26 protein-coding genes and 1 rRNA gene are annotated in these 24,915 nt (G+C 40.3%); 1 reads left to right on the top strand and 26 read right to left on the bottom strand.

What is annotated here, in order from left to right; all coding sequences use genetic code 11:
* Nucleotides 1-18: 18 nt before the first annotated feature.
* The 14 genes from pth to metG all read right to left on the bottom strand — a co-directional run bounded on the left by pth (nt 19) and on the right by metG (nt 13,213).
* The gene (gene pth, locus QMF37_RS16330; RefSeq protein ID WP_058386781.1) at nt 19-582 is read right to left on the bottom strand and encodes an aminoacyl-tRNA hydrolase; all 564 of its coding nucleotides are present in this window, start codon (nt 580-582) and stop codon (nt 19-21) included.
* Nucleotides 583-748: 166 nt separating this feature from the next.
* Nucleotides 749-1,393: a 50S ribosomal protein L25/general stress protein Ctc gene (locus QMF37_RS16325; protein WP_071153229.1), complete on the bottom strand. Its 645-nt coding sequence runs from the start codon at nt 1,391-1,393 to the stop codon at nt 749-751.
* 112 nt (nt 1,394-1,505) lie between these two features.
* Nucleotides 1,506-2,468, bottom strand: a complete 963-nt coding sequence (locus tag QMF37_RS16320) for a ribose-phosphate diphosphokinase (RefSeq protein ID WP_058386783.1) — start codon at nt 2,466-2,468, stop codon at nt 1,506-1,508.
* Between the two features lie 15 nt (nt 2,469-2,483).
* Nucleotides 2,484-3,857, bottom strand: coding sequence for a bifunctional UDP-N-acetylglucosamine diphosphorylase/glucosamine-1-phosphate N-acetyltransferase GlmU (glmU, locus tag QMF37_RS16315; RefSeq protein ID WP_071153228.1), 1,374 nt, complete (start codon nt 3,855-3,857; stop codon nt 2,484-2,486).
* A gap of 244 nt (nt 3,858-4,101) precedes the next feature.
* Nucleotides 4,102-4,386 carry a septation regulator SpoVG gene (spoVG, locus tag QMF37_RS16310; protein WP_058386785.1) on the bottom strand — a complete coding sequence of 95 codons (285 nt, stop codon included), beginning with the start codon at nt 4,384-4,386 and terminating at the stop codon, nt 4,102-4,104.
* 235 nt (nt 4,387-4,621) lie between these two features.
* Nucleotides 4,622-4,999, bottom strand: coding sequence for a RidA family protein (locus QMF37_RS16305; protein ID WP_071153227.1), 378 nt, complete (start codon nt 4,997-4,999; stop codon nt 4,622-4,624).
* Nucleotides 5,000-5,827 (bottom strand): pur operon repressor, encoded by an 828-nt coding sequence (gene purR / locus QMF37_RS16300; protein WP_058386787.1) that lies wholly within the window; start codon nt 5,825-5,827, stop codon nt 5,000-5,002. It lies immediately after the preceding gene.
* Between the two features lie 57 nt (nt 5,828-5,884).
* Nucleotides 5,885-6,748, bottom strand: a complete 864-nt coding sequence (gene ispE / locus QMF37_RS16295; protein ID WP_078079997.1) for a 4-(cytidine 5'-diphospho)-2-C-methyl-D-erythritol kinase — start codon at nt 6,746-6,748, stop codon at nt 5,885-5,887.
* A gap of 148 nt (nt 6,749-6,896) precedes the next feature.
* Nucleotides 6,897-7,160 (bottom strand): biofilm formation stimulator Veg, encoded by a 264-nt coding sequence (veg, locus tag QMF37_RS16290; RefSeq protein WP_006830753.1) that lies wholly within the window; start codon nt 7,158-7,160, stop codon nt 6,897-6,899.
* A gap of 163 nt (nt 7,161-7,323) precedes the next feature.
* The gene (rsmA, locus tag QMF37_RS16285) at nt 7,324-8,202 is read right to left on the bottom strand and encodes a 16S rRNA (adenine(1518)-N(6)/adenine(1519)-N(6))-dimethyltransferase RsmA (RefSeq protein ID WP_058386789.1); all 879 of its coding nucleotides are present in this window, start codon (nt 8,200-8,202) and stop codon (nt 7,324-7,326) included.
* Complete coding sequence (gene rnmV / locus QMF37_RS16280) at nt 8,202-8,759, bottom strand: ribonuclease M5 (protein ID WP_071153226.1); 558 nt, start codon at nt 8,757-8,759, stop codon at nt 8,202-8,204. The genes rsmA and rnmV overlap by 1 nt, the downstream gene beginning before the upstream one ends.
* A gap of 114 nt (nt 8,760-8,873) precedes the next feature.
* Nucleotides 8,874-10,202 (bottom strand): G5 and 3D domain-containing protein, encoded by a 1,329-nt coding sequence (locus tag QMF37_RS16275; RefSeq protein ID WP_071153225.1) that lies wholly within the window; start codon nt 10,200-10,202, stop codon nt 8,874-8,876.
* Nucleotides 10,203-10,288: 86 nt separating this feature from the next.
* On the bottom strand, nt 10,289-11,056 hold the full coding sequence (locus tag QMF37_RS16270) for a TatD family hydrolase (RefSeq protein WP_058386792.1): 768 nt from the start codon (nt 11,054-11,056) through the stop codon (nt 10,289-10,291).
* Nucleotides 11,057-11,257: 201 nt separating this feature from the next.
* Complete coding sequence (gene metG / locus QMF37_RS16265; RefSeq protein WP_071153224.1) at nt 11,258-13,213, bottom strand: methionine--tRNA ligase; 1,956 nt, start codon at nt 13,211-13,213, stop codon at nt 11,258-11,260.
* A gap of 328 nt (nt 13,214-13,541) precedes the next feature.
* Between metG and QMF37_RS16260 the strand changes: the two genes are divergently transcribed.
* Nucleotides 13,542-13,826, top strand: coding sequence for an AbrB/MazE/SpoVT family DNA-binding domain-containing protein (locus QMF37_RS16260; protein ID WP_269465414.1), 285 nt, complete (start codon nt 13,542-13,544; stop codon nt 13,824-13,826).
* 236 nt (nt 13,827-14,062) lie between these two features.
* Here the strand turns inward: QMF37_RS16260 and rsmI are convergent, their stop codons facing one another.
* The 12 genes from rsmI to rrf form a co-directional block, all read right to left on the bottom strand.
* Nucleotides 14,063-14,932 carry a 16S rRNA (cytidine(1402)-2'-O)-methyltransferase gene (rsmI, locus tag QMF37_RS16255; protein WP_071153223.1) on the bottom strand — a complete coding sequence of 290 codons (870 nt, stop codon included), beginning with the start codon at nt 14,930-14,932 and terminating at the stop codon, nt 14,063-14,065.
* Nucleotides 14,929-15,198, bottom strand: coding sequence for a GIY-YIG nuclease family protein (locus QMF37_RS16250; RefSeq protein WP_071153222.1), 270 nt, complete (start codon nt 15,196-15,198; stop codon nt 14,929-14,931). Before QMF37_RS16250 ends, rsmI begins: the two co-directional genes overlap by 4 nt.
* Entirely contained in the window at nt 15,185-15,922 is a 738-nt protein-coding gene (locus tag QMF37_RS16245) for a tRNA1(Val) (adenine(37)-N6)-methyltransferase (RefSeq protein ID WP_071153221.1), read from the bottom strand. The genes QMF37_RS16250 and QMF37_RS16245 overlap by 14 nt, the downstream gene beginning before the upstream one ends.
* A gap of 86 nt (nt 15,923-16,008) precedes the next feature.
* Nucleotides 16,009-16,368, bottom strand: a complete 360-nt coding sequence (gene yabA / locus QMF37_RS16240) for a DNA replication initiation control protein YabA (protein ID WP_008433090.1) — start codon at nt 16,366-16,368, stop codon at nt 16,009-16,011.
* Nucleotides 16,369-16,378: 10 nt separating this feature from the next.
* The gene (locus tag QMF37_RS16235; RefSeq protein ID WP_071153220.1) at nt 16,379-17,191 is read right to left on the bottom strand and encodes a PSP1 domain-containing protein; all 813 of its coding nucleotides are present in this window, start codon (nt 17,189-17,191) and stop codon (nt 16,379-16,381) included.
* A gap of 3 nt (nt 17,192-17,194) precedes the next feature.
* A complete protein-coding gene (gene holB / locus QMF37_RS16230) occupies nt 17,195-18,187 on the bottom strand; it encodes a DNA polymerase III subunit delta' (protein WP_078079995.1) in 993 nt (330 codons plus the stop codon).
* A 94-nt stretch (nt 18,188-18,281) separates the two neighbouring features.
* On the bottom strand, nt 18,282-18,611 hold the full coding sequence (locus QMF37_RS16225; RefSeq protein ID WP_058386800.1) for a cyclic-di-AMP receptor: 330 nt from the start codon (nt 18,609-18,611) through the stop codon (nt 18,282-18,284).
* A gap of 101 nt (nt 18,612-18,712) precedes the next feature.
* On the bottom strand, nt 18,713-19,363 hold the full coding sequence (gene tmk, locus QMF37_RS16220) for a dTMP kinase (protein WP_078079993.1): 651 nt from the start codon (nt 19,361-19,363) through the stop codon (nt 18,713-18,715).
* 121 nt (nt 19,364-19,484) lie between these two features.
* Nucleotides 19,485-21,596: an RNA degradosome polyphosphate kinase gene (locus QMF37_RS16215; RefSeq protein ID WP_078079992.1), complete on the bottom strand. Its 2,112-nt coding sequence runs from the start codon at nt 21,594-21,596 to the stop codon at nt 19,485-19,487.
* A 78-nt stretch (nt 21,597-21,674) separates the two neighbouring features.
* Nucleotides 21,675-23,201, bottom strand: coding sequence for an exopolyphosphatase (ppx, locus tag QMF37_RS16210; protein WP_071153219.1), 1,527 nt, complete (start codon nt 23,199-23,201; stop codon nt 21,675-21,677).
* 50 nt (nt 23,202-23,251) lie between these two features.
* Complete coding sequence (locus tag QMF37_RS16205; RefSeq protein WP_283478874.1) at nt 23,252-24,694, bottom strand: aminotransferase class I/II-fold pyridoxal phosphate-dependent enzyme; 1,443 nt, start codon at nt 24,692-24,694, stop codon at nt 23,252-23,254.
* 148 nt (nt 24,695-24,842) lie between these two features.
* Nucleotides 24,843-24,915 (bottom strand): 5S ribosomal RNA (rrf, locus tag QMF37_RS18320); the annotation flags it as partial.

Below are 24,915 nucleotides of genomic sequence, written 5' to 3'. Positions count from 1 at the left end.
CCGAATGCGTCAAAGCGGTTATGCTCCATTAAATTGATTCATGACTTCGAGATACGGTTTAGATAACCAGTTTTCACAAGCTGCTGCACTTTTTTTGATGGCGTCATCTACCTCAGGCCTTTCCTCTTTTGAAAAACGCTGCAGTACGTAATCTGGCACTTTCATCCCTGCTGGTGGGCGACTAATGCCAATACGCAAACGATTGAATTCTTGTGTTCCTAAATGCTGAATCAGTGATTTAATGCCGTTGTGACCACCTGCACTCCCTTTTTGCCGCAATCGTAGTTGACCTGCTGGTAAATCAAGGTCGTCGTATATAACAATAATGTCTTTTATATCAATATCGTAGTATTCCATCAGCGCACCTACACTCTCGCCAGATAAATTCATATAAGTCAGTGGCTTTAATAGCATCACTTTGCCTTCAGGTCGATGACTAATAGAATACATGCCTCTAAATTTAGACTGCGTCAAGGGTGTATTCCATTGACTTGCTAAATAATCGATTACCTTGAAACCAATATTATGGCGCGTATCTTCGTATGCTTTCCCCGGATTTCCCAGGCCGATAATCAATTTCATACCCATCTTCCTTTGCTTTTTCAGTGACTTCTATTTTACCATAATCATTTGATAAGAAGAACATAAGCGATCTCCTTGATTTGATGGACAACCAATTTACAATTTAAAAACAAAAAAACAAGAGACTGTCTCTCGACAACCTCTTGCTCGTTCTTTGTATTTAACTTTATTTTTCTTCTTCTTTAGAATCTTCGCTGCCAACCACTTCTGGTTCTGCATCTTCATCAGATACAGTCTCCAGCTCATCCAACTCATCTTGAGTACGCGGAGCTGTTGCAGATACAAGGATAAAGTCGTCTTCATCTAAAATTTCATAAGATACCGTTCCGCGGATATCGCCGACTGTGATTGTTTCGCCAATCGCCAGTTCAGTAGTATCTACTTCTAGTGCATCAGGTATGTCAGAAGGTTTTACACGAACATTCACTTCACGGTTTGGCTGAGTGATGAATCCGCCTTCTTTTTCGCCTGCTGATTCGCCTGTCAAGTGAACTGCTACAGCCACTTCAAGCTCATCTGACATATTAATTGCTAAAAAGTCAACATGCTTAAAGCTACCTTTTAAAGCATCCATTTGATAATCACTTAACACAACATTTTTAGCTGTGCCATCGATTTCAAGGCTGATTACACCGTTACGTCCAGATTCACGTAAAGTTTTAATCAATTCAATTTCAGATACAGTCACCGGTGTAGTTTCCGTTTTAAAGCCATAAACTACTCCTGGCACATCGCCTTTTGCACGAAGTTCAGTTAACGCCGAATTCTTATTGTTGCTTTCTCTTTTTTGTGCTGTCATTTTTACAGTCATTGCTTTCAGCCTCCAGTTATATTAAAGTACGTAGTCACGATAAGTACATAATCTATATATACCCATGTCTTGTCTTAATGAAACCTAGAGCATGAAAAGTTGTTGCTGCTGATCAATCAAAAAGAGTGCTGACAGATTTTTGTTCGTGAACACGGACAATTGTCTCAGCCAATAGACGTGCTACAGACAATTGTTTGATTTTAGGAGATTTCTTTTCTTCAGGCAATGCAATCGAATTAGTGATAATCAATTCTTTGATTACTGAGTCGTTAATACGTTGTACGGCAGGACCTGAAAGAACAGGGTGTGTACAGCACGCGTAAACTTCTTTTGCGCCACTTTCAATCAACGCACTAGCAGCAATTGAAATTGTTCCAGCAGTATCAATGATGTCATCAATGATAATCGCCGTTTTCCCTTCTACATTACCGACGATATTCATAACTTCCGCTACGTTTGGACGCGGACGACGCTTGTCGATGATGGCAATCGGCGCTTTCAAGCGATCTGCCATTTTACGTGCACGTGTAACCCCGCCGTGATCCGGCGAAACAATAATGACATTTTCAAGATCAATGCCACTTTCATTTAGGAAGTAATCAGAAAGTAAAGGTACAGCTACTAAGTGATCAATCAAAATATCAAAGAATCCTTGGATTTGAGGAGCATGCAAATCCAGTACGATTACACGCGTTGCACCAGCAGTTTCCAATAAATTCGCTACTAATTTCGCTGTAATCGGCTCACGTGAACGAGCTTTGCGATCTTGACGCGCATAACCGTAATAAGGCATTACGACGTTAACTGTACGAGCAGAAGCACGTTTAACTGCATCAATCATGATCAATAACTCCATCAAGTTCTCATTTACTGGCTGAGAAGTCGATTGGACGATAAACACATCATAGCCACGAATACTTTCTTCAATATTAATTTGGATTTCACCATCACTAAAATGTGTCACCGAACTTTTTCCAAGCGGAATACCCGCGTGTTCTGAAATTTCCTCAGCTAGCTCTTGGTTCGAATTTAATGAAAAGATTTTCAATTTCGAGTTTGCATTTTGATAGCCCATTAGGTGTGAACCCTCCTATTTTCTTCCGTTTAATCTACTTGCATAGCCTTCTTTATTTTCCTGGCGCGCGCGTGCGATTGCCAATGAATCCTCAGGTACATTTTTTGAAATAGTAGATCCTGCAGCGATGTAAGATCCTTTTCCTACAGTGACAGGTGCAATCAGATTTGAATTGCAGCCGATAAACGTATCATCTTCAATGACAGTCTGGAATTTGTTTTTGCCATCATAGTTCACGGTGATGGTACCGCAACCGATATTAACACCTGTGCCGACGTGAGCATCGCCAATATAGCTCAAATGAGAAACCTTGCTATCGTTGCCGATTTCTGCTTTTTTCACTTCAACAAAGTTGCCGATTTTCACATCGTTGCCTAAAACGGTTTGAGGACGAATGTGCGCAAACGGTCCTACAGCTGTATCCGTTCCAATGCTGCTGTCATGAATTTCTGAACTGCGAATTGTTGTACGATCTCCAATGACGCTATTGACGATATGGCTGTTCGAAGAAATAATGCAATCTTCCCCAATTTGTGTTAAACCATCAATTGTCACGTTCGGGTGAATAATCGTATCCGCTCCGATTCGGGCTTGTGCACTAATATAAGCAGTAGCAGGATCGATAATCGAAACGCCAGCTCTCATATGTTTTTCAGCAATTCGCTTGCGCATAATGTTTTCGGCCTGGCTCAATGCCACACGGTCGTTTACACCAAGCGTTTCGTCAAAGCTATCTGTTGCATAGGCAGCTACAATTTCGCCTTGCTTTTGCAGAATTTCAATCACATCAGGCAAATAATATTCACCTTGAACGTTATCATTTGAAACTAATTTCAACGCCTCAAACAACGCTTCGTTATCAAAGCAATAAGTACCGGTATTGATTTCCTTTACTTGTTGCTCTTCTAAAGACGCGTCTTTTTGCTCGACAATCTTTTCGACGATGCCCGCATCGTTGCGGAGAATCCGTCCATAACCTGTCGGATTATCAGCGATTGCCGTCAAGATCGTCGCTTTTGCACCAGTTTCGGCATGCTGATCAAGCAATGACTGCATGGTTTCTGGTCGAATCAGTGGCGTGTCTCCACAAACCACCAAAGTCGTTCCTTTAAGACCTTCAATCAATGACGCTGTTTGTTGCACGGCGTGAGCTGTTCCAAGTTGTTCTGCCTGCAAGGCATATTCACTTTTGTCACCTAGTTGCTGCTGAACTTTTTCAGCACCATGACCAACGACAGTAACGATTTTTTCAACTCCGAGTTGCTCGACATTGCCCGTTACATGTTCCACCATTGGCATGCCACAGACTGGATGAAGCACTTTGTACAATTTTGACTTCATCCGTGTGCCTTGTCCTGCTGCTAAAATTACTGCGTATGTATTTGCCACTTCTTATCCCTCCACTCTTGATTTGATAAGAACTCTTGTTACTGGTTCTATCCATTCATTTATTCTATCAATTGATAGACCCAGTCTCACACTGGCTATGTCAATTAAAAATTTGCTTTTCCTTATTGACTATAGCGGAAAAACCTTGATTTTTCAAGGTTCCAAAGCATGACAATACCATGACAAAAAAAAGCCAAATAAAAAAAGAGCCATTTCAATGTAGAAGGCTCTTGATTCAGCTCCGTTAAACGTTGGCATTTTCCAATACCGATTCACTTTCGCTTTGTTTATATGCAGTTAAGACAGCTTCTTGAAGCTTAGTGCGTGCGCTTGAGTTGATCGGATGTGCAATATCACGAAACTCTCCATCAGGTGTTCTTTTACTTGGCATTGCGACAAATAAGCCATCATTTCCATCGATTACTCGAATATCATGAATAACAAACTCATCGTCCAGCGTGATGGAAGCGATTGCTCTCATTCGGCCATCGGTTTGTACGCGTCGTAGTCTTACATCTGTTACTTCCATTCTCTCGTCCCCCTCCTCTCAGTCGCAGTATTTCAACCCTAATTATGGGTATTCGCTAAAAGGGACTATTATCCTTCATAAATTGCAAAACTTATTAGAAAATTTACTTAATGGAACTAATGACCGAAACGACATACACTTCACGCTTGAACATAATTTTTTATTCTCTCTATGAAAAAATGCAGATCGCCTCGTATTTAACGAGGCGATCTGCATTGCTATAACTCATTCTAGTTTACTGGTTAACTTTTGCGATCACTTCGATTTCTACTTTTACGTCTTTTGGCAACCGCGCTACTTCAACAGTTGAACGTGCTGGTTTATGATCGCCAAAATAAGTTGCATAAATCTCGTTTAGTTCTGCAAAGTCATTCATGTCTTTGATAAAAACAGTTGTTTTAATGACATCTCCAAAAGAAGAACCGGCTTCTGCAAGAACCGCTTTCAAGTTTGAAAATACTTGATGCGTCTGCTCAGAGATTGTGCCTTCAACCAATTCGCCTGCTGCTGTTAAAGGTATTTGACCTGAACTGTAAAGAATTCCACCCGAGACCACACCTTGTGAGTATGGTCCAATTGCGGCTGCCGCTTTATCTGTCGCTACGTAATTCATTCAAATTCCCCCATTTTCAAAGTAATTGCCTTCTTCTAATGCAATCGTACGTTCTTTTTCGCTAACTTCATGCAATTTAACAAGAGATAAATACTTTTCTACGAGCCGTTCATCCGAATGTTCCGATTCTACTAATACAGCAACACCTGCTAATGTGCATTCAAATTCTTCCAGTAGATTTTTCATACCATTCATCGTGCCGCCGACTTTCATAAAGTCATCCGTAATTAGTACGCGTTGACCGCTTTTCATACTACGCTTTGACAAGACCATCGTTTGAATTCGACGAGAAGAACCCGAGACATAATTGATGCTAACTGTAGATCCTTCAGTAACTTTACTGTCTCTACGGACAATTACCACGGGCACATTTAAGTGGCGCGCAATGGCATGGGCAATCGGAATGCCTTTTGTAGCCACCGTCATGATGACATCAATTTTTTCTTTAGCAAATGCTGTAGCAAACACTTTACCGACACGATTCATCATTTCCGGATTACCTAACACGTCGGTCATGTACAAATAGCCACCCGGCAATAGCCGGTCTGAGTGACTTAGCTCTTCCATCAAATCAGCCATTACTGCTCTGATTTCACGTTCTTGAAGCTTAGGTACATATTTCACGCCACCTGCTGCTCCAGGAACTGTCATCAACAAGCCAATTCCTTTTTCTTCAAATGTCTCTTTAACAATCCCCAAATCCTCACTAATAGACGATTTGGCCGATTGGTACAGATCCGAAAAATAAGTTAGTGGAATCAATTTATGCGGATGTTCCAATAAAAAATGCGTCATATCAACAAGCCGTTCACTGCGCTTCCACTTCAAAACTACCCTCTCCTAAACACGAATGATTTATAGAAAACTTACCATAAATGTCCGTATTTAGGCAAGTGGCTCCCGTTCGCCAATCAAGCGCACAGCGTATACTTCTGAGCAAAAGCCACGCAAGCCATTATATATACGTGGAATACGCGCTTCTTGGTGCACCAAACCAAACACTGTTGGTCCACTCCCACTCATAAGTACAGCGTCCGCTCCAAATTTCTTCATCTGCTCTTTAATTTGTTCAACTTCGGGATATAACTTTAACGTAACGCTTTCAAGTGCATTACCAAGGTTAGCGCACATAGCGTCGTAGTTACCGTCGTTAAGTGCTTGAATCATGGCACCTGTATTTGGATGTTGAGCGGTTTGAACATCGAATGCGCCATAAACATCGGCTGTAGAAACGCCAAGTGTAGGTTTTGCTAAAATGACCCAGCAATTCGGTGGCGTTGGTAATTGTTGAATGATTTCTCCACGACCTTTGGCTAATGCTGTACCGCCATAAACGCAGAAAGAAACATCCGAACCAATTTTAGCACCCAGTTCCGCCAGTTCATCGAGTGACAGATTAAGCTGCCAAAGTTTGTTTAATCCTTTTAATGTCGCTGCAGCGTCACTGCTGCCTCCAGCTAAGCCTGCAGCGACCGGGATTTTTTTATCCAGTGAAATGATAACTCCAGTTTTGATATTAAAGGTATCTTTAATCAATTGCGCCGCCTGGTAAGCGAGGTTGCGGGAATCGTCTGGCACGAACCGGTCTGCTGATTGAATATGTATGCCTTTGGCTGTGCCCATCAGTCCAATACGATCCGACAAATCCACAGTGGTCATAATCATTTCAATTTCATGGTAATTATCTGGACGTTTGTGCAAAACATCTAATGTTAAATTGATCTTGGCAGGCGCTTTTACGTAGAGCATCCCACTGCCTCCTTTTTATATTCTAATGAACACTATTTTAACATACCGCGAGATAATGGAAAGTAAAGTGTCGATAGAAACAAAAAAACTCGCCTTCCGCTTAGATCAGCAGTAGCAAGTTTTGGAGTAACTTATAAATATAATTCAATTATTTCACAACAAGTGCATCTTCAGTTCCTTCGTACACAGTAATTTCTACTGCTTCAGTTAAGATGTCTGCGTAGCTGTAAGACACGCGTTCAAATGCATGCTCTTCTTGATCTAGCTCAATCACGAACACGGAGTGATAGGTCTCGCGTAGGATTCCGGCACGTTCTACCGTTTTCTTACGACCTCCGTTTGCCTTCAAAAGCAATCGTTTTCCTAAATGTAGGTCTAACGATTTTTTAATATCCGCCAAAGTTTTGGGCATTTTGTCTACACCTCACTATGGATATAATTCTACCATAATTTGATGGAATTGTCAAGCAAATTTATAATTTTATCAACCAACCTTAGTCGCTGTCAATATTTATTTATTCGAAATTTCTTTAACCCGAAAGAAGTTGTGCCGATTTTGTAACAGAATAACCATTTCATCCGAAATATGCATACAATTTATCTGCCAACAGTCCAAACTCCTTAATCGTTAACGTTTCTCCACGTCTTGTTGGATCAATTTCTGCTTCTGCTAATGCTGTTAAAATCAACTCTTTTTTCTCTTTGCCTAAAGGCATAGCAACTTGAAGATTGTTCAAAATGGTTTTTCTGCGTTGTACGAACGACCCTCTCGTAACGGTAAAGAAGAAGTCTTCATCAATTACCACGACTTCTGGCACGTCGCGTTTGGTCATGCGGATAACAGCCGAATCAACATTAGGTTGTGGCAAAAATACAGACTTAGGAACAGTCAATGCCATTTCAGCCTGTGTGTAGTACTGGATAGCGATAGAAAGTGACCCATAAGCTTTTGTACCTGGTTTAGCTGTAATGCGCTCAGCGACCTCTTTTTGCAACATAACGACCATGCCGCGAATTGGCAGCTTTTCGAGTAATAACTTTAAAATAATCGGTGTCGTTACGTAATAGGGCAAGTTGGCCACGACCACGATGTCATCGTACCCTTCCAGTTCACGATCAATCGCTGCTTGGACATCTGCTTTTAAAATATCCGAATGAATAATGGCAATGTTATCATAAGGCGATAAAGTATCCTCGAGCACCGGTAATAATCGTTGATCAATTTCAAAAGCTAATACTTTTCCGGCTTCTCTTGCCAAATGTTCTGTTAAAGCACCAATTCCTGGACCGATTTCAATTGCTGCAGACTTCTTGGTCAATTTCGCTTGCCCAACAATTTTACGCAAAATATTCGGATCGATTAAAAAGTTTTGTCCTAAGCTTTTCTTTACTTTCAACCCATATTTCGCCATAATTTCTTGCGTTCGAATAGGTGTGGCAATATCTTTAGTCATTAGTTTTCCTCCTGAGTTAACGCTTGTACCGCTTTAATAAACTGAGCTTTGGATATACCGAACATATAGAGCCGTTTTTGAAGCTGCTTGCCGTTCGTATAGCCAATCTGCAAGTCATTGCCCATTTGAATACGGCGCTGCTTTGCTTTTGGATGAGCCACAAGACCTGCATCAATTAAATCTTCCATCGTAATTTCTACTGCACGCTCTTCCTGTAGCGGCGTATAAACTGCGTGCAAAGCTTCACGAATATCTTCATCGCAGGCATGTTCGATTCCTAGGCCTTTGCCGTTTTTAGCAATGGTTTTTTCTTTCGCCAAAAATGCGTGTTTAGCCAGTGGCACATGTTCTTCAATAATAGCACGTATGCGTCTTCCAGGATAATCCGGATCCGTAAAAACGATGATGCCTCTTTTCTGCTGTGCATGAGCGATTCGTACGAGTGTTTCTGCTGTAATTGCTGAACCATTTGTTTCAATCGTATCTGCATCAACTGCACGTTTGATTGCTACCGTATCATCTTTTCCTTCAACTACTATAATCTCATTTATCTTCATTTATAATTTTCCTCTTTTCAAGCTTCTTGTTTATTCTACACGTTTGCCTATAAACATGTAAAAAGCTTTCCCGGGAAATATCCCAAGAAAGCTTGCAGTTAAACTAACAATCGATTAGTTCAGAATTCTAACCTTTACTTGCTTGCGTCCGAATGACAAAGCATCAGATTTATTAGCCATAAATAAATCAATTTTATTTCCTTTGATTGCTCCGCCTGTATCGCCTGCAATCGCATTACCGTATCCTTCAACCCATACTTTAGAACCTAATGGAATCACACTAGGATCTACTGCAATGACTTTTAGGCCTGGATTCGTTTTTAAGTTTATGCCTGTAGCAGTAATTCCTGAACATCCTGTGCAGCTAGCTGTGTAGGCTGTCGCAGATACATAAAATTCTTTTCCGCCAGCTGGCTCTGCTTGAACAGGTGTTGCTTTTTCAGCTACTGTTTTAGTAGGCGCTGCTTTTTCTGTTGAAGCTGTTTTAGCCACCGCTTTTTGAGGCGTTACTTGCTGTTTTTGCTGTACAGGTGTTGCTTTTTGTTGAGTACCACGTGAAACGCTAGCAACCATCGTTTTTGTTCCAACAGCTGTTACTTGTTTCGTTGGCTCTGTAACAACTTTTTCTGTTTTAAGGTCGCGCTTTACTTCTTTACCATTTTCTTTTACTACTTCATACGTTTTTTTGACTACGCCATTTTTACCTTTTTGAACGATTTTTTCACTGCCTTTAAGAAGTGTTTCGTCTTTTTTAGTTTCGACTGCATATTTTACAGAACCTTCGACTACGTCAGTTAGTTTTTCAACACGGACTACTTTGACTTCAGAATTCGGTAAAACCAATTCGTCCATTTCGCTTTCAACACGATCTAGTTTACCTAAAGTAACTTGATTTTCTTTTAAGAGGTTAGCCACTGTTGTTGAAGTTGACCATACTTTCTTTTCTTCAACACCGTCTTGAATCGTAACTTCATATGCTTTTTCAACTGAGATTTTTGTATCCTCATTTACTTGTTCATCTAACGCTGGTGTTACTTTATCGTGTTTAGTTAGTTCAATTTTAGCTGTTTCCAAAATTTCTGATACCGTGTTTTTAGTCGTCCAAGCTGAAGTTGATTTCCCATCAACTGTCACAGCATATTGTTCTGCTGCATCCCATTCAACAGCCATGTCTTTGTTAATAACTGTTTCCGCTGAATGACTAACGAAATCATGTTCTCCGGTTTTGATGTCTTGTTCTTTTAAAAAGGCACCTACTGTTTCTGCATGTGTTCTTACTTCTTCTTTTTCACCGTTTGCTGTTACCGTTACTGTATTTTTTGTTCCTTCGTATATAGCAAAAGTTAAAACCGCCGCGAACAACAACACAGTTGCAATTGTTATCGCCAATGATTTACCTTTGAATAGTTGTGTTGAATAGGTATTACTTGTTTTGTTTGACAAAAATAACTCCTCCTTCTTCACCTGAGTGATTATATAGATTCATGTTTAAGCTATCAACAGATACTAATTTCATCATTTATCTTTTTTTAAGAAAACTTGTAGAACCTTTTAGCGTTCTCAGTTGTAGCTTTTGCTACTTCTTCTATTGAAATTCCTTTTAATCGTGCAATTTCTCCTGCCACTAGCGGCACATAAGAAGGTTCATTTCGTTTTCCACGATGTGGATGTGGGGCCAAATACGGGGCGTCTGTTTCAATCATTAAATGATCAAGTGAAATTAATTCAGCGACTTCTTTTGGTTTTTTAGCATTTTTGAATGTTACTGGCCCTCCAAGAGAAATCATAAAGTTCATTTCTATACTTTCACGGGCTGTTTCTACACTGCCACTAAAACAATGCATGACACCGCCAATTTCTTTTGCATTTTCTTCTCTGAGAATTCTCAAAACGTCTTCAGTTGCTTCTCGGTTATGAATAATAATTGGTAGCTCTACTTTTTTAGCCAACCGAATCTGCTTACGAAAAACTTCCTGTTGTACTTCTTTCGGTGATTTATCCCAGTAGTAATCCAATCCGGTTTCCCCGATTCCCACTACTTTCGGGTGAGCTGCAAGCTCTTCAATCCATTCCAAGTCTTCCTCAGTACAGTCGATGGCATCAACGGGGTGCCAACCAACTACTGCGAAGATGAATTCATAGGTTTCGGCCAATTCTATGGCTCGTTCGATCGTTTTTCGGTCGAAGCCGATGACTACCATTTTCTCCACATGGTTTTCTTGTGCGCGCTCAATGACTTGTACCAGGTCCTCATCATATTGATCTGCATTTAAATGTACATGGGTATCGATAAACATCAATCATTCTCCTCACATTAAGCTTTATTCTAATGGTTCTTCCCGTGTCTTTCTTCACAACAACATTACAATTGAGTAACAAAACATGTTAGTTTAGTGTCAAAATCATTTATTTCTCTGTAATATTAGGTAAAAAACACTACAAAACAAAAAAAAGACCCACCGGTGAAAGTGGGTCAAAACAGGTCTTTTTTAGTAGTCTTATTTGATTTTTGAGCCGTTTGGAAGCTGCTCTGCAACCGATGCCAAAGTTAAATATCCATCTTTCTCGCCAGCAAGAATCATTCCTTGGGACAGTTCACCACGTAATTTTACAGGTTTTAAGTTTGCTACGACGACCACTTTTTTTCCGATTAAATCTGTTGGTTTATAGTGCTCTGCAATTCCTGAAACTACTTGTCTCTGCTCGTAACCCATATCTAGCTGCAACTTTAATAACTTAGAAGTTTTTGGTACAGCTTCACAATTTGTAACAGTCGCTACACGTAAATCGACTTTTGCAAAATCCTCAATCGCAATTTCTGGTACATCTGGAACTTCCACGATTGCCGGCTCTTCTGCAACAGGTACTACTGAACCGCGCATTTGTTCACGAATATAAGCTACTTCTGGTTCTACTTCAAGACGGGGAAAGATTGGCGTTCCTTTTGACACTACTTGAATGCCAGCTGGAATTTTACCAAAGCCTTGTAAGCTATCCCACGTCAAATAGTCTTCCGTTAAGCCTAACTGTTCAATAATTTGTTTAGGTGCATTTGGCAAGAACGGCTGTAACATAACCGCAGTCATGCGAAGACTTTCTGCTAAATGAGCCATAACTGAATCCAATTGTTCTTTTGCGCTTTCATCTTTTGCCAATACCCACGGCTGTGTTTCATCAATATACTTATTGGTTCTCGAAATCAATGTCCATACTTCGCTCAACACAATACTAAACTGCATTCTTTCCATATGCTGCTCATAGACTTTTACCGTCTGCTCAGCTACTTGTTGTAACGGTGCATCAAATTCCGTCTGCAAACCATTGATTTGTGGCACAGCACCATCGCAGTATTTATTGATCATGGATACGGTACGATTCAATAAATTCCCGAGGTCATTCGCCAAATCATAATTGGTTCGTTCAATAAAGGATTCTGGTGAAAAGACACCATCAGAACCGAATGGCAATTCACGTAAAAGGAAATAACGTGTGGCGTCTAATCCATAGCGCTCAACAAGCATTTCTGGATACACGACATTACCTTTAGATTTCGACATTTTACCGTCTTTCATCATAATAAAACCGTGTGCGAAAACTTTTTTCGGCAATGGCAAATCTAAAGCCATTAAGAAAATCGGCCAATAAATCGTGTGGAAACGAACAATATCTTTCCCTACTACATGAACATCAGCTGGCCAATACTTATTAAATAAGCTATCGTCTTTTGAACCATAGCCAAGCGACGTAATGTAATTCGACAAAGCATCGACCCACACATAAATAACGTGCTTCGGATCCCCAGGAACCGGAATGCCCCAGTCAAAAGAAGTTCGTGAAACCGATAAATCTTCTAATCCCGGTTTGATGAAGTTATTGATCATTTCGTTTTTACGCGATTCTGGTTCAATAAATTCAACATTGTTTTCATAGTAGTCAAGAAGACGTGCAGCGTATTTTTTCATATTAAAGAAATACGATTCTTCTTTTACTTTGTGAACCGGACGTCCACAGTCTGGACAATTGCCGTTTTCTAACTGATTTTCCGTGAAGAACGATTCACAAGGTGTACAATACCAGCCTTCATACTGACCTTTATAAATATCGCCGTTGTCGAGGAATGTTTTAAAAATTCGTTCCACGCCTTCTTTATGGCGATTTTCTGTCGTACGAATAAAATCATCGTATGTGATATCCATAACCGACCAAACGTGTTTCGCAGCTTCTGCCATCTCATCCACAAACTCTTGTGGTGCTTTGCCTGCTTCTATCGCTTTTTCTTCGATTTTTTGACCATGCTCGTCCATTCCAGTTAAAAATCGAACATCAAATCCACGCAATCGCTTATAGCGAGCCATGGCATCAGAAGCGACTGTCGTATACGCCGTTCCAATGTGAAATTTTCCGCTTGGGTAATAAATCGGTGTAGTCAAATAAAATGTGTTGTTAGCAGTCACGAAAAATTCCTCCAGTTTTTTTGTATAGTTCTTATTTTAACCAAGTCCCTAATTTTGTACAATCTTTCAATTCGACAAAGTCATTTTTAAGTAAAGTTTTCATGTTACTAAACATGTCTATAATGGAATTTTTTACTTTTGGGGCTACTTTGTCTAATTAATAGCGTTTTTTCTACTAATCTAGATGAAGTTAATACTAAATATAAATTTTTATTATCTTTTCGATAGTTTTTTATTGACCTAATTGACAGTAGTTGGTATGATTTATTACAAGAAGTGGAAAATGTCGAATTTTGACGAATCTAACTGATAAACTAAAAGGAGGACTATTATTATGAAATCAACAGGTATTGTTCGTAAAGTAGATGAGTTAGGACGTGTGGTAATTCCAATCGAATTGCGTCGTACTCTAGGAATCGCTGAGAAAGACGCATTGGAAATATATGTAGATGACGACAAGATTATCTTGAAAAAGTATTTACCAAACATGACGTGTGCAGTGACAGGCGAAGTATCAGACGAAAACATGAAATTAGTTGGCGGTAAATTGATCTTAAGCTCTGAAGGCGCTGAAATGTTAGTAAAAGAAATTCAAAACAACTTAAACAAGTAATATTCAAAAAACCGGATGCCCGCGCATCCGGTTTTTTATTTGCTAAATAGAAGGTATTTGCACTTCGCCAGACTGGTTACGCCCGGCAGAGCTACATGGGTGCTTGCGCTTTTCTTTGTCCAGACTCCAGCACCCAGCTCTTTGGGTCGTAAGCCATTCTGACTGTGCGGCTGAAAATACGCCACTTCGCCAGACTGGCTTACGCCCGGCAGAGCTACATGGGTGCTTGCGCTTTTCTAAGTATGATAGGCCTGATATACTTCTCTTTTTGATAATTGGCGCTCGATGGCTGCTTCTTTGATTGCTTCTTTCGATGTCAGGCTTTTGGTTTCCATCAACTGATCAACATGTTCTTCAATGGACAAGTTTTCCCACCATTTGACGTTTTCTACAGGATCCGGGTCGGCATTCCCTTCAAGGACTAAACAAAATTCACCACGAATTTCGTTTTCTTCTGCCCATGTAATAGCTTCTCCAACTGTGCCTCTTATAAACTCTTCGAATTTCTTGGTTACTTCTCGTGCCAAGACAATTTTTCGTTCGTTACCTACTGCTTTTTGCATGCTTTTCAAGCTTTCTTTTAATCGGTGCGGCGCTTCGTAAAAAATAAGCGTTTCTTCTTTTTGACTTAGTACTTCCAGCTCAGTTAGCCGATCCTTTTTATTGCGTGACAAGAACCCGTAAAATAAAAACGGCTGTGGTGCTATTCCAGAAGCGATTAACGCACTGAGTGCTGCATTAGCTCCTGGGATTGGCACTACAGGGAAGCCATCTGCAACTGCTCGTTTCACAATGTCTTCGCCTGGGTCCGATATACAGGGCATACCTGCATCACTAACCAACGCCACAGATTTGCCTTGTTCTAAATAAGACAATATTTTAAAACCGCCACTTTCTTGATTATGCTCGTGGTAACTAACTAATTTTGTTTGGATGTCAAAGTAATTGCAGAGGTTTTTGGTGTTACGTGTATCTTCTGCTGCAATAATATCGACTTCTTTTAAAATACGTAATGCGCGCATTGTCATGTCTTCTAGATTGCCAATAGGCGTTGCTACTAGATACAGTGTTGCTTGTTTGTGCTGAAAACTTTTTTGAGATTTCATTTGCCGCTCTCCTTCTCTTCAGCAATATAACGAATTTTTTTACCTTTAGTTAATTGCTTAAAGGCATATTCTGCTTTCATTGCTTCTTGTTTTGTCTCAAAGCATTCATGATAAATCAGCTTCGACGGTCCTTTAGCACGTGTGTATTTTGCACCTTTTCCAGCATTGTGTGCAGCTATTCGCTTTTCAAGATCATTAGTATAACCTGCATAGTACGATTGATCTGCACATTCTAAAACGTAAAAAAAATGCTTATTTGTCGCCATACAATAACTCACGCACTTCTTCAGTGTATTCTCCGTCTTCTCCGTAAACAATAAGCGGTGGCAAGATTTTCAAATCCGGCTTGCCATCTTTGATTCCTTCAATTAAGAGGGTATTGGCTTCTTTACCGGCTTTTGGATAGACCAGTCGAATCCGTTTTGGTTCTAAGCGATTTGCCCGCATTACCGAAATCAAATCAATCAATCTGCCTGAACGGTGAACAAATGCTGCTTTTCCGCCTTGCTTGAGCAATTGGCTCGCTGATAAAACGGCTTCATCTAATGTTAGATACAGTTCGTGCCGTGCAATTGCCATATGCTCACTGATGTTTTTATCACTCATTTCGTGTGCCGGAAAATAAGGAGGGTTACACGTCACGACATCGTATTTTTCAAACCCTAATTGTTTTGGCATATCTTTAACGTCGCCTTCAATAATATCAATCTGACTTTCTAACTCGTTGTAAGCGACACTGCGGCGTGCCATATGAACGAGGCGCTCTTGCAGTTCCACGCCAATAATCCGAGATTCTGTACGGGCACTCAGAAACAAAGGAATTGCCCCATTGCCTGTACACAAATCTACAATTGTGCCTCGTTTTAACGGAACATAAGCAAATCGCGCCAATAAAACAGCGTCTAACGAAAACGAAAACACCGATGGACTTTGAATAATCCGTAAGTCTTCCGCTAATAAATAATCAAGTCGTTCATCATCCACTAACATTTATTCAACTCCTAGCATAACAAAAGGCTGCCGCCACACGGAGTGTCGGAAGCCTTTCTCTTTAAAATTTGGATAATACGTTCTTTTTAGTTTTGCTTGTTCAAGAATGACAAACAAAACAGGCAATCGTCACCTTTTCGGGAACTGCCGAAATGTACATTACAGACATGATAGCCTTCATGATACAAACGCGCTAAGTTATCGTAACCTTCACCGATGTCCATAACAGCTTTTTTTAATTTTACAGGATCTACAGCTGCTACTTCAGGTACTGCTTTATGAAATTCATCTAAGCGTGAACGCAAATGATGATTTTCCAATTGCAGGGCATGATGTTCTTCCATCGTCCGAGCTACGACTGCTTTTAATTCGCTGAATTGCTCTTGCATGGATTGAAGTTGTTGTTCAAACTCCATAACCGTATCCAAAAAATTCTTTTCCTTCACTTAAACCACCTCACGCTCTCGTTCCTTGGCCCATTATCTCATCTAATGTATATTCAAGTGTTTGTTCCTGCTCAGTTAAACGAACTTTTAACACTCGTTCTAAAATATTCATGCCAACAACACGACCATCGCCATCTGGTGTGGTTACTCGTGTACCAACGTCTGGCATTTCTTTTTTCGCTGTTTCGTATTCATCGTTCTCATATTTTAAGCAGCACATCAAACGGCCACATAAGCCTGAGATTTTAGAAGGGTTCAACGATAGATTTTGATCTTTCGCCATTTTAATGGATACTGGTTCAAAATCACCTAAGAACGTCGAACAACAAAGCATACGACCACAAGGACCGATACCACCAAGCATTTTCGCTTCATCACGAACGCCGATTTGGCGAAGTTCGATGCGTGTACGGAAAATGGAAGCCAAGTCTTTGACCAAGTTCCGGAAATCCACGCGTCCCTCTGCTGTAAAGTAAAAAATGACTTTATTGCGGTCAAAGGTATATTCGACATCTACTAGCTTCATGTCTAAACGATGCTCTTCGATTTTGTCCGTACCCAGTTCAAAAGCACGACTTGCTTCTAATCGATTTTCTTCCACCTGTTGGCGGTCGCGTTCAGTCGCTACTCTTACTACTTGCTTTAAAGGTAGAACCACATCGTTTTCTCCAACAGTTTTCGTTGGCACTACTACTTTGCCGTATTCTACACCTCGTGCTGTTTCGACAATAACGTAATCGTCTTTTTCAATCCCTAATTCAGCTGGATCGAAATAATATATTTTACCCGCTTTCTTAAAGCGGACACCTATGACATTATACAATTGCTACCCCTCCTGCAGATTCAGCATTAACTGCTCCATCAACAGCGTCCGGTTCATATTGCGCGGCAATTGTTGTTTGGCTTGTAATATAGCCTGCAACTGCCTGGACAATACCGTAAAGGAGCGTTGGAGAGCCATCTGCTTCCAAGTTTCTTCCATGTCTGGATATGTGCGTGCAGTCTCAAGACCTGCTTTTACCGAAGCAATGTCCCGATATGCAAATAATAACATGTCTAGACCTCTTTCGGCATCTTCTTTTTCTTTAAATAATGGCAACCAGTCAGACTGAAGCATTAAAAGAGCTTCATGAACGTTGATACTAGCGACTTCTACTAGTTTCAACACTGTTTTTCTAGCTTGTGCAAATTGTTCATCCTGACTTAAAGTAAATGCTTCTTCTTCGCTTTGTGTTAGCATACTGACAGTTGCAGCCATCGATTCAGTCATTCCTTCAGCCATTAACTTCTCTATTAACTTTGGTCGCGACAACGGACGAAACGAGACTAACTGACAACGAGAACGGATTGTACTCATCAGTGCATTCAGTCGCTCCGTCAACAAAATTGCCGTGACGTTAAACTCTGGTTCTTCCAAGAATTTCAGCAAAGCATTGGCAGAAGAATTATTCATCCGATCTGCCTGCTCAATTACGTATATTTTACGACCTGTATTCAAGCCCGTTTTATTCAATCTAAAAATCAATTCTCGAATTTGATCAATTTTAATGTTTTGACCATCTGGTTCGATGAAAACAACATTCGTATGATTGCCTGAATTATAAAGTTGGCAACTTCGACATGTTTCACATGGAACATTTTGAATAGGGATTTCGCACAACAGCAGCTTAACGAAAAAATGAGTAATCTCTTTTTTACCTGAACCTGCAGGCCCTTCGAATAGATAAGCATGTGCTAGACGTTCTTTTGAATAAGCACCTTGTAGTCGTTTCATAACTACCGGTTGCATTTCCAAAAATTCATCGGTTGTTTTTTGCATCAATTTCACCTTCAGACTTTGTAAAAAATCCCGTGTTCCGATTGGAGCACGGGTATTATTTATGGTGCTAGGAAATTCACGTGTCTTTTATCGATTAAAAATGATGGAATTGTTCGATCGGCAAGACAAAAATAGTTGCGCCTCCAACTTCAACTTCCACTGGATAAGGAATATATGAGTCAGCATTTCCGCCCATTGGTGACACTGGTGCTACCATCTGTTCGCGTGATCGGCAATTTTCACGAATCAAGTCTAATAACTTCGGTATGAGATCATCTTCTACACCGATTAAAAAGGTCGTGTTCCCTGAGCGCAAAAACCCTCCTGTACTGGCAAGCTTTGTAGCCCGGAAATCATTTTTTGTTAACGCATTGGATAATCGGTTACTGTCTTGATCCTGTACAACTGCTACTACGAGTTTCATCAGTATCCACTCCTTTTTATCTTTCTTCTATATAAGTATAACATGAACAAAGCTACGCGCTGTACATCTTTACAGCCGTTTGACAAAAAAACAGCTGCTCCTCAAGAAGGATCAACTGCCGTTTGCCGTTCTTCTATAAATCGTATAGCGGTTTCTAATGCATCTGAAAAAACGTTCTCTAGCTCATTTTCCGCATTGATCAAGCGGATGCGCTCTGGATTTTGACTCAATAGCAAAAGGTAACCTTCTCTTACTTTATAATGGAACTTCATCGACTCTACATCTAGTCGATTTATTTCCCGGTGTACATCCTTTTCAATACGGGCCATTCCTACTTTCGGATTAACGTCAAAGTAAAGAGTTAAATCTGGCATGTACGCATCAATGGCGAATTTGTTGATAGCAAAAATTTCTTCCATCCCGATTCCTCGTGCATAGCCTTGGTACGCGAGACTTGAATCGATGTAACGATCACATAAAACGATGCTTCCTGCTTCAAGTGCGGGAATAATTTTTTCCACTAAATGCTGTCTTCTCGCTGCAGCATATAGCAAAGCTTCTGTTCGCGCATCCATCGCAGTGTTTTGTCGGTTTAAAATGACCTCACGGATTTGTTCGGCAATATCAATGCCTCCTGGTTCTCTTGTGCAGACAACGGAAAATCCTTTTTCTATTAGTGCATCTGCTAGCATTTTTAAGACCGTCGACTTGCCTGATCCCTCTCCGCCTTCCAGATTGATCAAATAACTCATTTCCTATTCACCTTATTTCATGAAATTAATCTTCAGTTGCTGTTTTGAGCTCTTTATACTATACACGAAAAAGTACTTCTTTTATAGTGACCAGTAATGACGATATAACTAAACAACAGCTTTATTCTTCATCTTCTGCTACTTGATAAGCTCTTCGGAACAACTCTTTTTGGCTATCTATTGCCGGCTCATCATTTTTTCGTGATACGTAATGATATACACCAGTCGCATCCTGCCTTCTCGCCTTAACATTGTCCGCAAGTCCCAATTCAAGTATGGTTTTAACTTGTTTTTTAATCGTTTCATCAACTATTGGAAACAAAATTTCGATACGGTTGTTCAAATTCCGCGTCATCATATCAGCTGAGGATAAAAACGTCTTTTCTTTGCCGTTGTGATTGAAAAAATAGATGCGGCTATGTTCCAATAAGCTCCCTACAATGCTTCGTACTTGAATATTTTCGCTGACATCTGAAATACCTGGTCGTAAACAGCAAATTCCTCTGACGATTAACTCGACCTTCACTCCAGCATTCGATGCTTCATACAGTTTCATAATAATGAGTTTGTCTGTCAATGAGTTCATCTTCGCTATAATCCGACCGGTTCCATGCTTTTTTTGAAAGCGGATTTCAGCATCAATCAAGTCAATAATGTCTGTACGAATTGTAAAAGGCGCTACCGATAAATAATGGAACTCAGGTTTTTCCGTATAACCGCTCAAATAGTTGAAAAAATTAGTCGCATCAATTCCGAACTGTCTTTTCGACGTGAACAAACTCATATCAGTATAGATTTTAGCCGTTTGGTCATTGTAATTCCCCGTACCTAAATGAACAAAGCGTTCAATTTTATCTTCTTTTTTTCGGACTACTAGCGTGATTTTACTGTGGGTTTTCAAGTGAGTCATGCCGTAAATAACATGACACCCTGCTTTCTCCAGCTCTTTTGCCCATTGCACATTGTTTTCCTCATCAAAACGTGCTTTTAATTCGACTAGCACCGTTACTTGCTTGCCATTTTCTGCAGCTCTTTTTAATGCTTTGATAACTGGTGAATCTCCGCTAACACGGTATAAAGTTTGTTTGATCGCTAGTACGTTCGGATCATCTGCAGCTTCTGAAATAAATTGAACGACGGGCTCAAAGGATTCGTATGGGTGATGAAGAAAAACGTCTTGCTCGCTAATTTTTTGAAAAATTTGTTTGCCAGTTTCCATTCCTACCGGCAGCTGCGATACCTTTCCTTCAAAAACCAACTGCTCCCAAGTAGGGGCCATCTGTTTATAAAAGTTGAAAAAAACCGTTGCATCTAAAAAACCTTCAATGAAGTAGACATCTTTTTTATCGACCTCTAGCTCGTCTGTCAAGTAGTCTAAAATAACGTCATCAAATCCAGGTTGTTGAATTTCCAGACGGACAGCCGCTCCCCATTTTCGTTTACGGAGTTCCTCTTCAATTTCCTTCAGCAAGTCGCGCGCGCCTTCTTCGTGAATGGTCATATCGGCATTACGGGTAATCCGAAACACCGATACCGAGACTACTTTAAAGCCATGAAAAAGCTTGCGAATAAAGAAACTAATAACGTCTTCTAACAAAACAAATTTCAAACTGCCTTTCTCTGACTGTAAACGGACAAATCGTTCTAATACAGCAGGAACTTGAACGATGGCAATTTTCTGTCCTTCTTCGTCTCTTTTTTCCTCGTCTTCCAACCTCACCGCTAAGTTGATGCTTTTGTTCAACAGCATTGGAAAAGTTCGATAAGCATCGATGGCCATAGGCGTTAGTACTGGAAAAATATATTCTTCAAAGTATCGTTCTAATTCGTCTAACTGATTGGTGTCTAAGTCTGCTGTTTTCACAAATTCCACATGCTCTTTTTGAAGCTTTGGCAATAACGTGTTTTGTAAAGCTTCATATTGTAACTCGACAAGCTGATGAGTCTTTTTTGCGATTTCATTTAGTTGTTGCTTTGGGGTCATTCCAGCTTTATTTTCAGGCTTCGTAAATCCAACTTTCACTTGATCCTGCAAACCTGCTACACGAACCATAAAAAATTCATCTAAATTAGAGCTGAAAATCGCCAAAAATTTAAACCGTTCGAGTAAAGGATTTTTTTTATCGAATGCTTCTTGTAGAACACGTTCATTAAAAGCAAGCCAGCTCAACTCACGATTATTATAATAAGCCGGATTTTTGAGTTCGACGTTCTTTTTTTTCTGCGTCTCCAATTTTGAATCTCCTTTTTACTTATATTTTATTCAGACTATCCCTTGTACTAAAATGAGATTCACCTTTTAAACGATTGATTAGCTATCAAATTTAAATTCTACTGATTTTTTTAGTTGTTTTTCCAAATGCTTTTTCTGTTTTTCTACTTGGTATTGCTCCGGTTTCCAGTCTTCACGACAGTGAACAGAAAAAACAAGCACGTCATCTTTTTCTTCTACTGTGATCGTCTCCACAATGTCTCGTTTCGTCGCATTTAAACTATAAGCCACTTTAATAATAGCTCCGAGCAGCGTGTATTTGGCTAATTCATCTTTGGTAAACCACTCTTCATAAAGAGCCACATTGCGCTTAAAGACATTTCGATTTTTAAACGAAGCCATCAATGCGATAATGACTCGCTCTTTATGAAGCAAGCCATCAATGGTCCTGTTACTCAATAGATAAAATGTATGCTGGTGGCTCGATTCTGAATCGATGTAACTGCCCAAATTGTATAAGGCGCTGCTTAACTTTAAGCGTTTGTCATCCTGCTCGTCCAACGATAACAAGCCCAATTTCTCTAGCTCTTTTGAAATTAGCAGTGCACTCGTGCTGACATGAAATGCATGTGTTAAATTAATGTCATAATCGACAGCCAGCTCATGGAAGCTTTCTTCCACGACATTTGGGAATACGGATAAATCGAAGCCCTTGGTCGTCTCTTCATAGAAAACACCATCTCGCAACCCTTTTCTACTAAGAGCAAACTGCTTTGTATCAATCAATTCCATTAAGTAACGAAATACTTCTACAGCTGGAATGATAATATCCGCACGATCCTTTGATAATCCCTCTAGTCGCTGTAATTCCGAAAACTCAAGAGAATTGAACAACTCGTTAATGTCCTCAACATCGTCTTTACTCATGACATATTGATGAACGCCAGAAAATGGGTATTCAATGTGCTCCTGATGGATTTGGGCTAAATTTCGAGCACTTCCTCCAATTCCAATCAGCGGTAAGCGTTTGTCATTTAGCCATTCTAACTGATCAAACTGTTCTTTTAAAAACGATCGTAACTCACGCAATTCCTCTTTTGTCGGCATATCCCCTTCAATGAATTGCTCTTTCAAGGACAACACACCAAATGGAAAACTATAAAAGTAAATCAGCTGGCGATTCTTAAAGTACGTAATCTCTGTACTACCTCCACCGATATCTACCGTGATGCCACTAGTAAATGGTGTCGAGTTGACGACTGCTAGGTATCCATAATTCGCTTCTTCAAATTCAGAAAGGATACGGATTGAAAAGTCTGTTTCGCTCTGTACTGCCTTTATAATGTCATCTTGATTTACTGCTTGACGAACTGCTGCTGTAGCCACACATTTGATAGCTTCAAGTTGATGATGGCGCGTAACTCCTTGAAAACTTTTTAGGGTCTTGATTAGTATATCGATTCCTTCTTGTTCTAAAATATTTTCTTCGTTCAAGTAGCTGCGGAGACGAGCCACGGCCTTCACGTTCTCACTTTCAGTAAAACGACCACTTTTGTCTCGTGTATAGATAACAAGTCGGATGGTATTTGAACCAATATCAATAATTGCGTATTTTTCTTGAGCCATGAAAATCCCCCTCATCCTACTCTATTTAAAACGATAGTACAGTATACCCTCTATCCCTTACTTATTACTGGATCTCCTTGTTGAAGTACCGATAATTGCTTAGACTCTAAACGATGATCTCCTTGAATTTGCGCATTTGAAGCCAGATGATTCATCAACTCTTCCACTTTGGCCAATGTCCACTTTTCACCAGCGACTATGAGTGGAATTCCGGGTGGATATGGAATCACCATACCTGCAGCAATTCGACCAATCACTTGTGTATACGAAACCCACTCTTGGTCCGCCACATCAATTTCTTCAAAAGACAATTCCGGAACCGTTACATCGACGAATTTTGTTAGTCCTAATTTTGTTTCTTCCCTTTCTTCATCTTCAAGCATTGATATAGCTTCTTTTAAACGACTACGAATTTCTGCAAACGGGTAAGTATGCCACTGCTTTAACAATGGCAAAATTAGGAGCACTTGAAAAAGATCAGCCAATTCCACTTCGATTCCAACTTGCTCTAGTTTTTGTTTTAATTGATAGCCACTATGATGATCTACTCGCATCATAATTTTCAATGGGTCATCGGACTCCACCACTGTTAGATGTGGAATCATACGTAAGCTGCTAAGAAAGCGATCGCGCTTTTCATTAAACATTCGAATATCCGGTTGCGAATAGTTTTGAAGATATGAGCGTGCATCATCCAAAGAAGCCAGGATCAAATAAGACGGACTGCTTGATTGATACATTCGCAAATATTTTTGAATTTTTTTTACATTTATACGGTCACTACCCATATGCAAAAATGATCCCATTGTCATCGCTGGCAAGGTTTTATGCGCTGACTGAACTACTACATCTGCACCTAATTCTAAAGCTGAAGTCGGGAACGGTGATCCTACTTGAAAATGAGCACCGTGCGCTTCGTCTACTAAAACCGCAATGTTTTTCTCGTGGCACAGAGAAATAATAGCAGCAAGCTCTCGGGATACAATTCCGTAGTAATTGGGATAGGTCAGCACGACTGCCTTTGCTTCCGGATATTCCTCTAGCGCTGATTCTATTGCGTTAAGAGAGACCGCAGCGGCCGTCATAGACTCTTCGTCCCATTGTGGTGAAACGTAAACTGGACGCACGCACGCAAGCTCCAGTGCATGAAAAATGGACTTATGCGAATTGCGCTGAACAATAACGACATCCCCTTCTTCACACGCTGCATGAACCATGGCCAAATTTCCTACAGTCGAGCCGTTTACCAACAAGAAGCTCCTTTTCGCTCCATAAGCCTCCGCCAATAAAAGCTGCGCTTCTTGAATGATGCCTTGTGGATAATGCAGATCATCCAAATCTGACAGTTCCGTCAAGTCGTAGGACAGTGCTGATTGGATTTCTTCTGGTAATCCTGATAAAATCCCATGCTTATGGCCGGGTACATGAAAAGAAACAGGCTGTCTTTTTTGAAATTGGATTAATGCATCTACGATTGGGCGTCGTTGCGTCATAAATTTTCATCCTCACATTGATTAATTACTTTCATTATAGCAACTCCAGCCAAGAACGGTGAGTCGGAGCCTGAATAGCCTAACTATGTTATTAATTTTTCCATACAAAAAAGCCGTTACCGGAATCGGTAACGACTTTTTTTCATGTGCCCAGCGACGTCTTACTCTCACAGGGGGAAACCCCCAACTACCATCAGCGCAAAAGAGCTTAACTGCCGTGT

This window comes from Planococcus sp. S3-L1 (assembly GCF_030063085.1).
In the GTDB taxonomy this organism is placed as follows: domain Bacteria; phylum Bacillota; class Bacilli; order Bacillales_A; family Planococcaceae; genus Planococcus; species Planococcus kocurii.
Note: the sequence above shows the minus strand (reverse complement) of the source record. Positions and strands in the feature narration are given on the sequence as shown.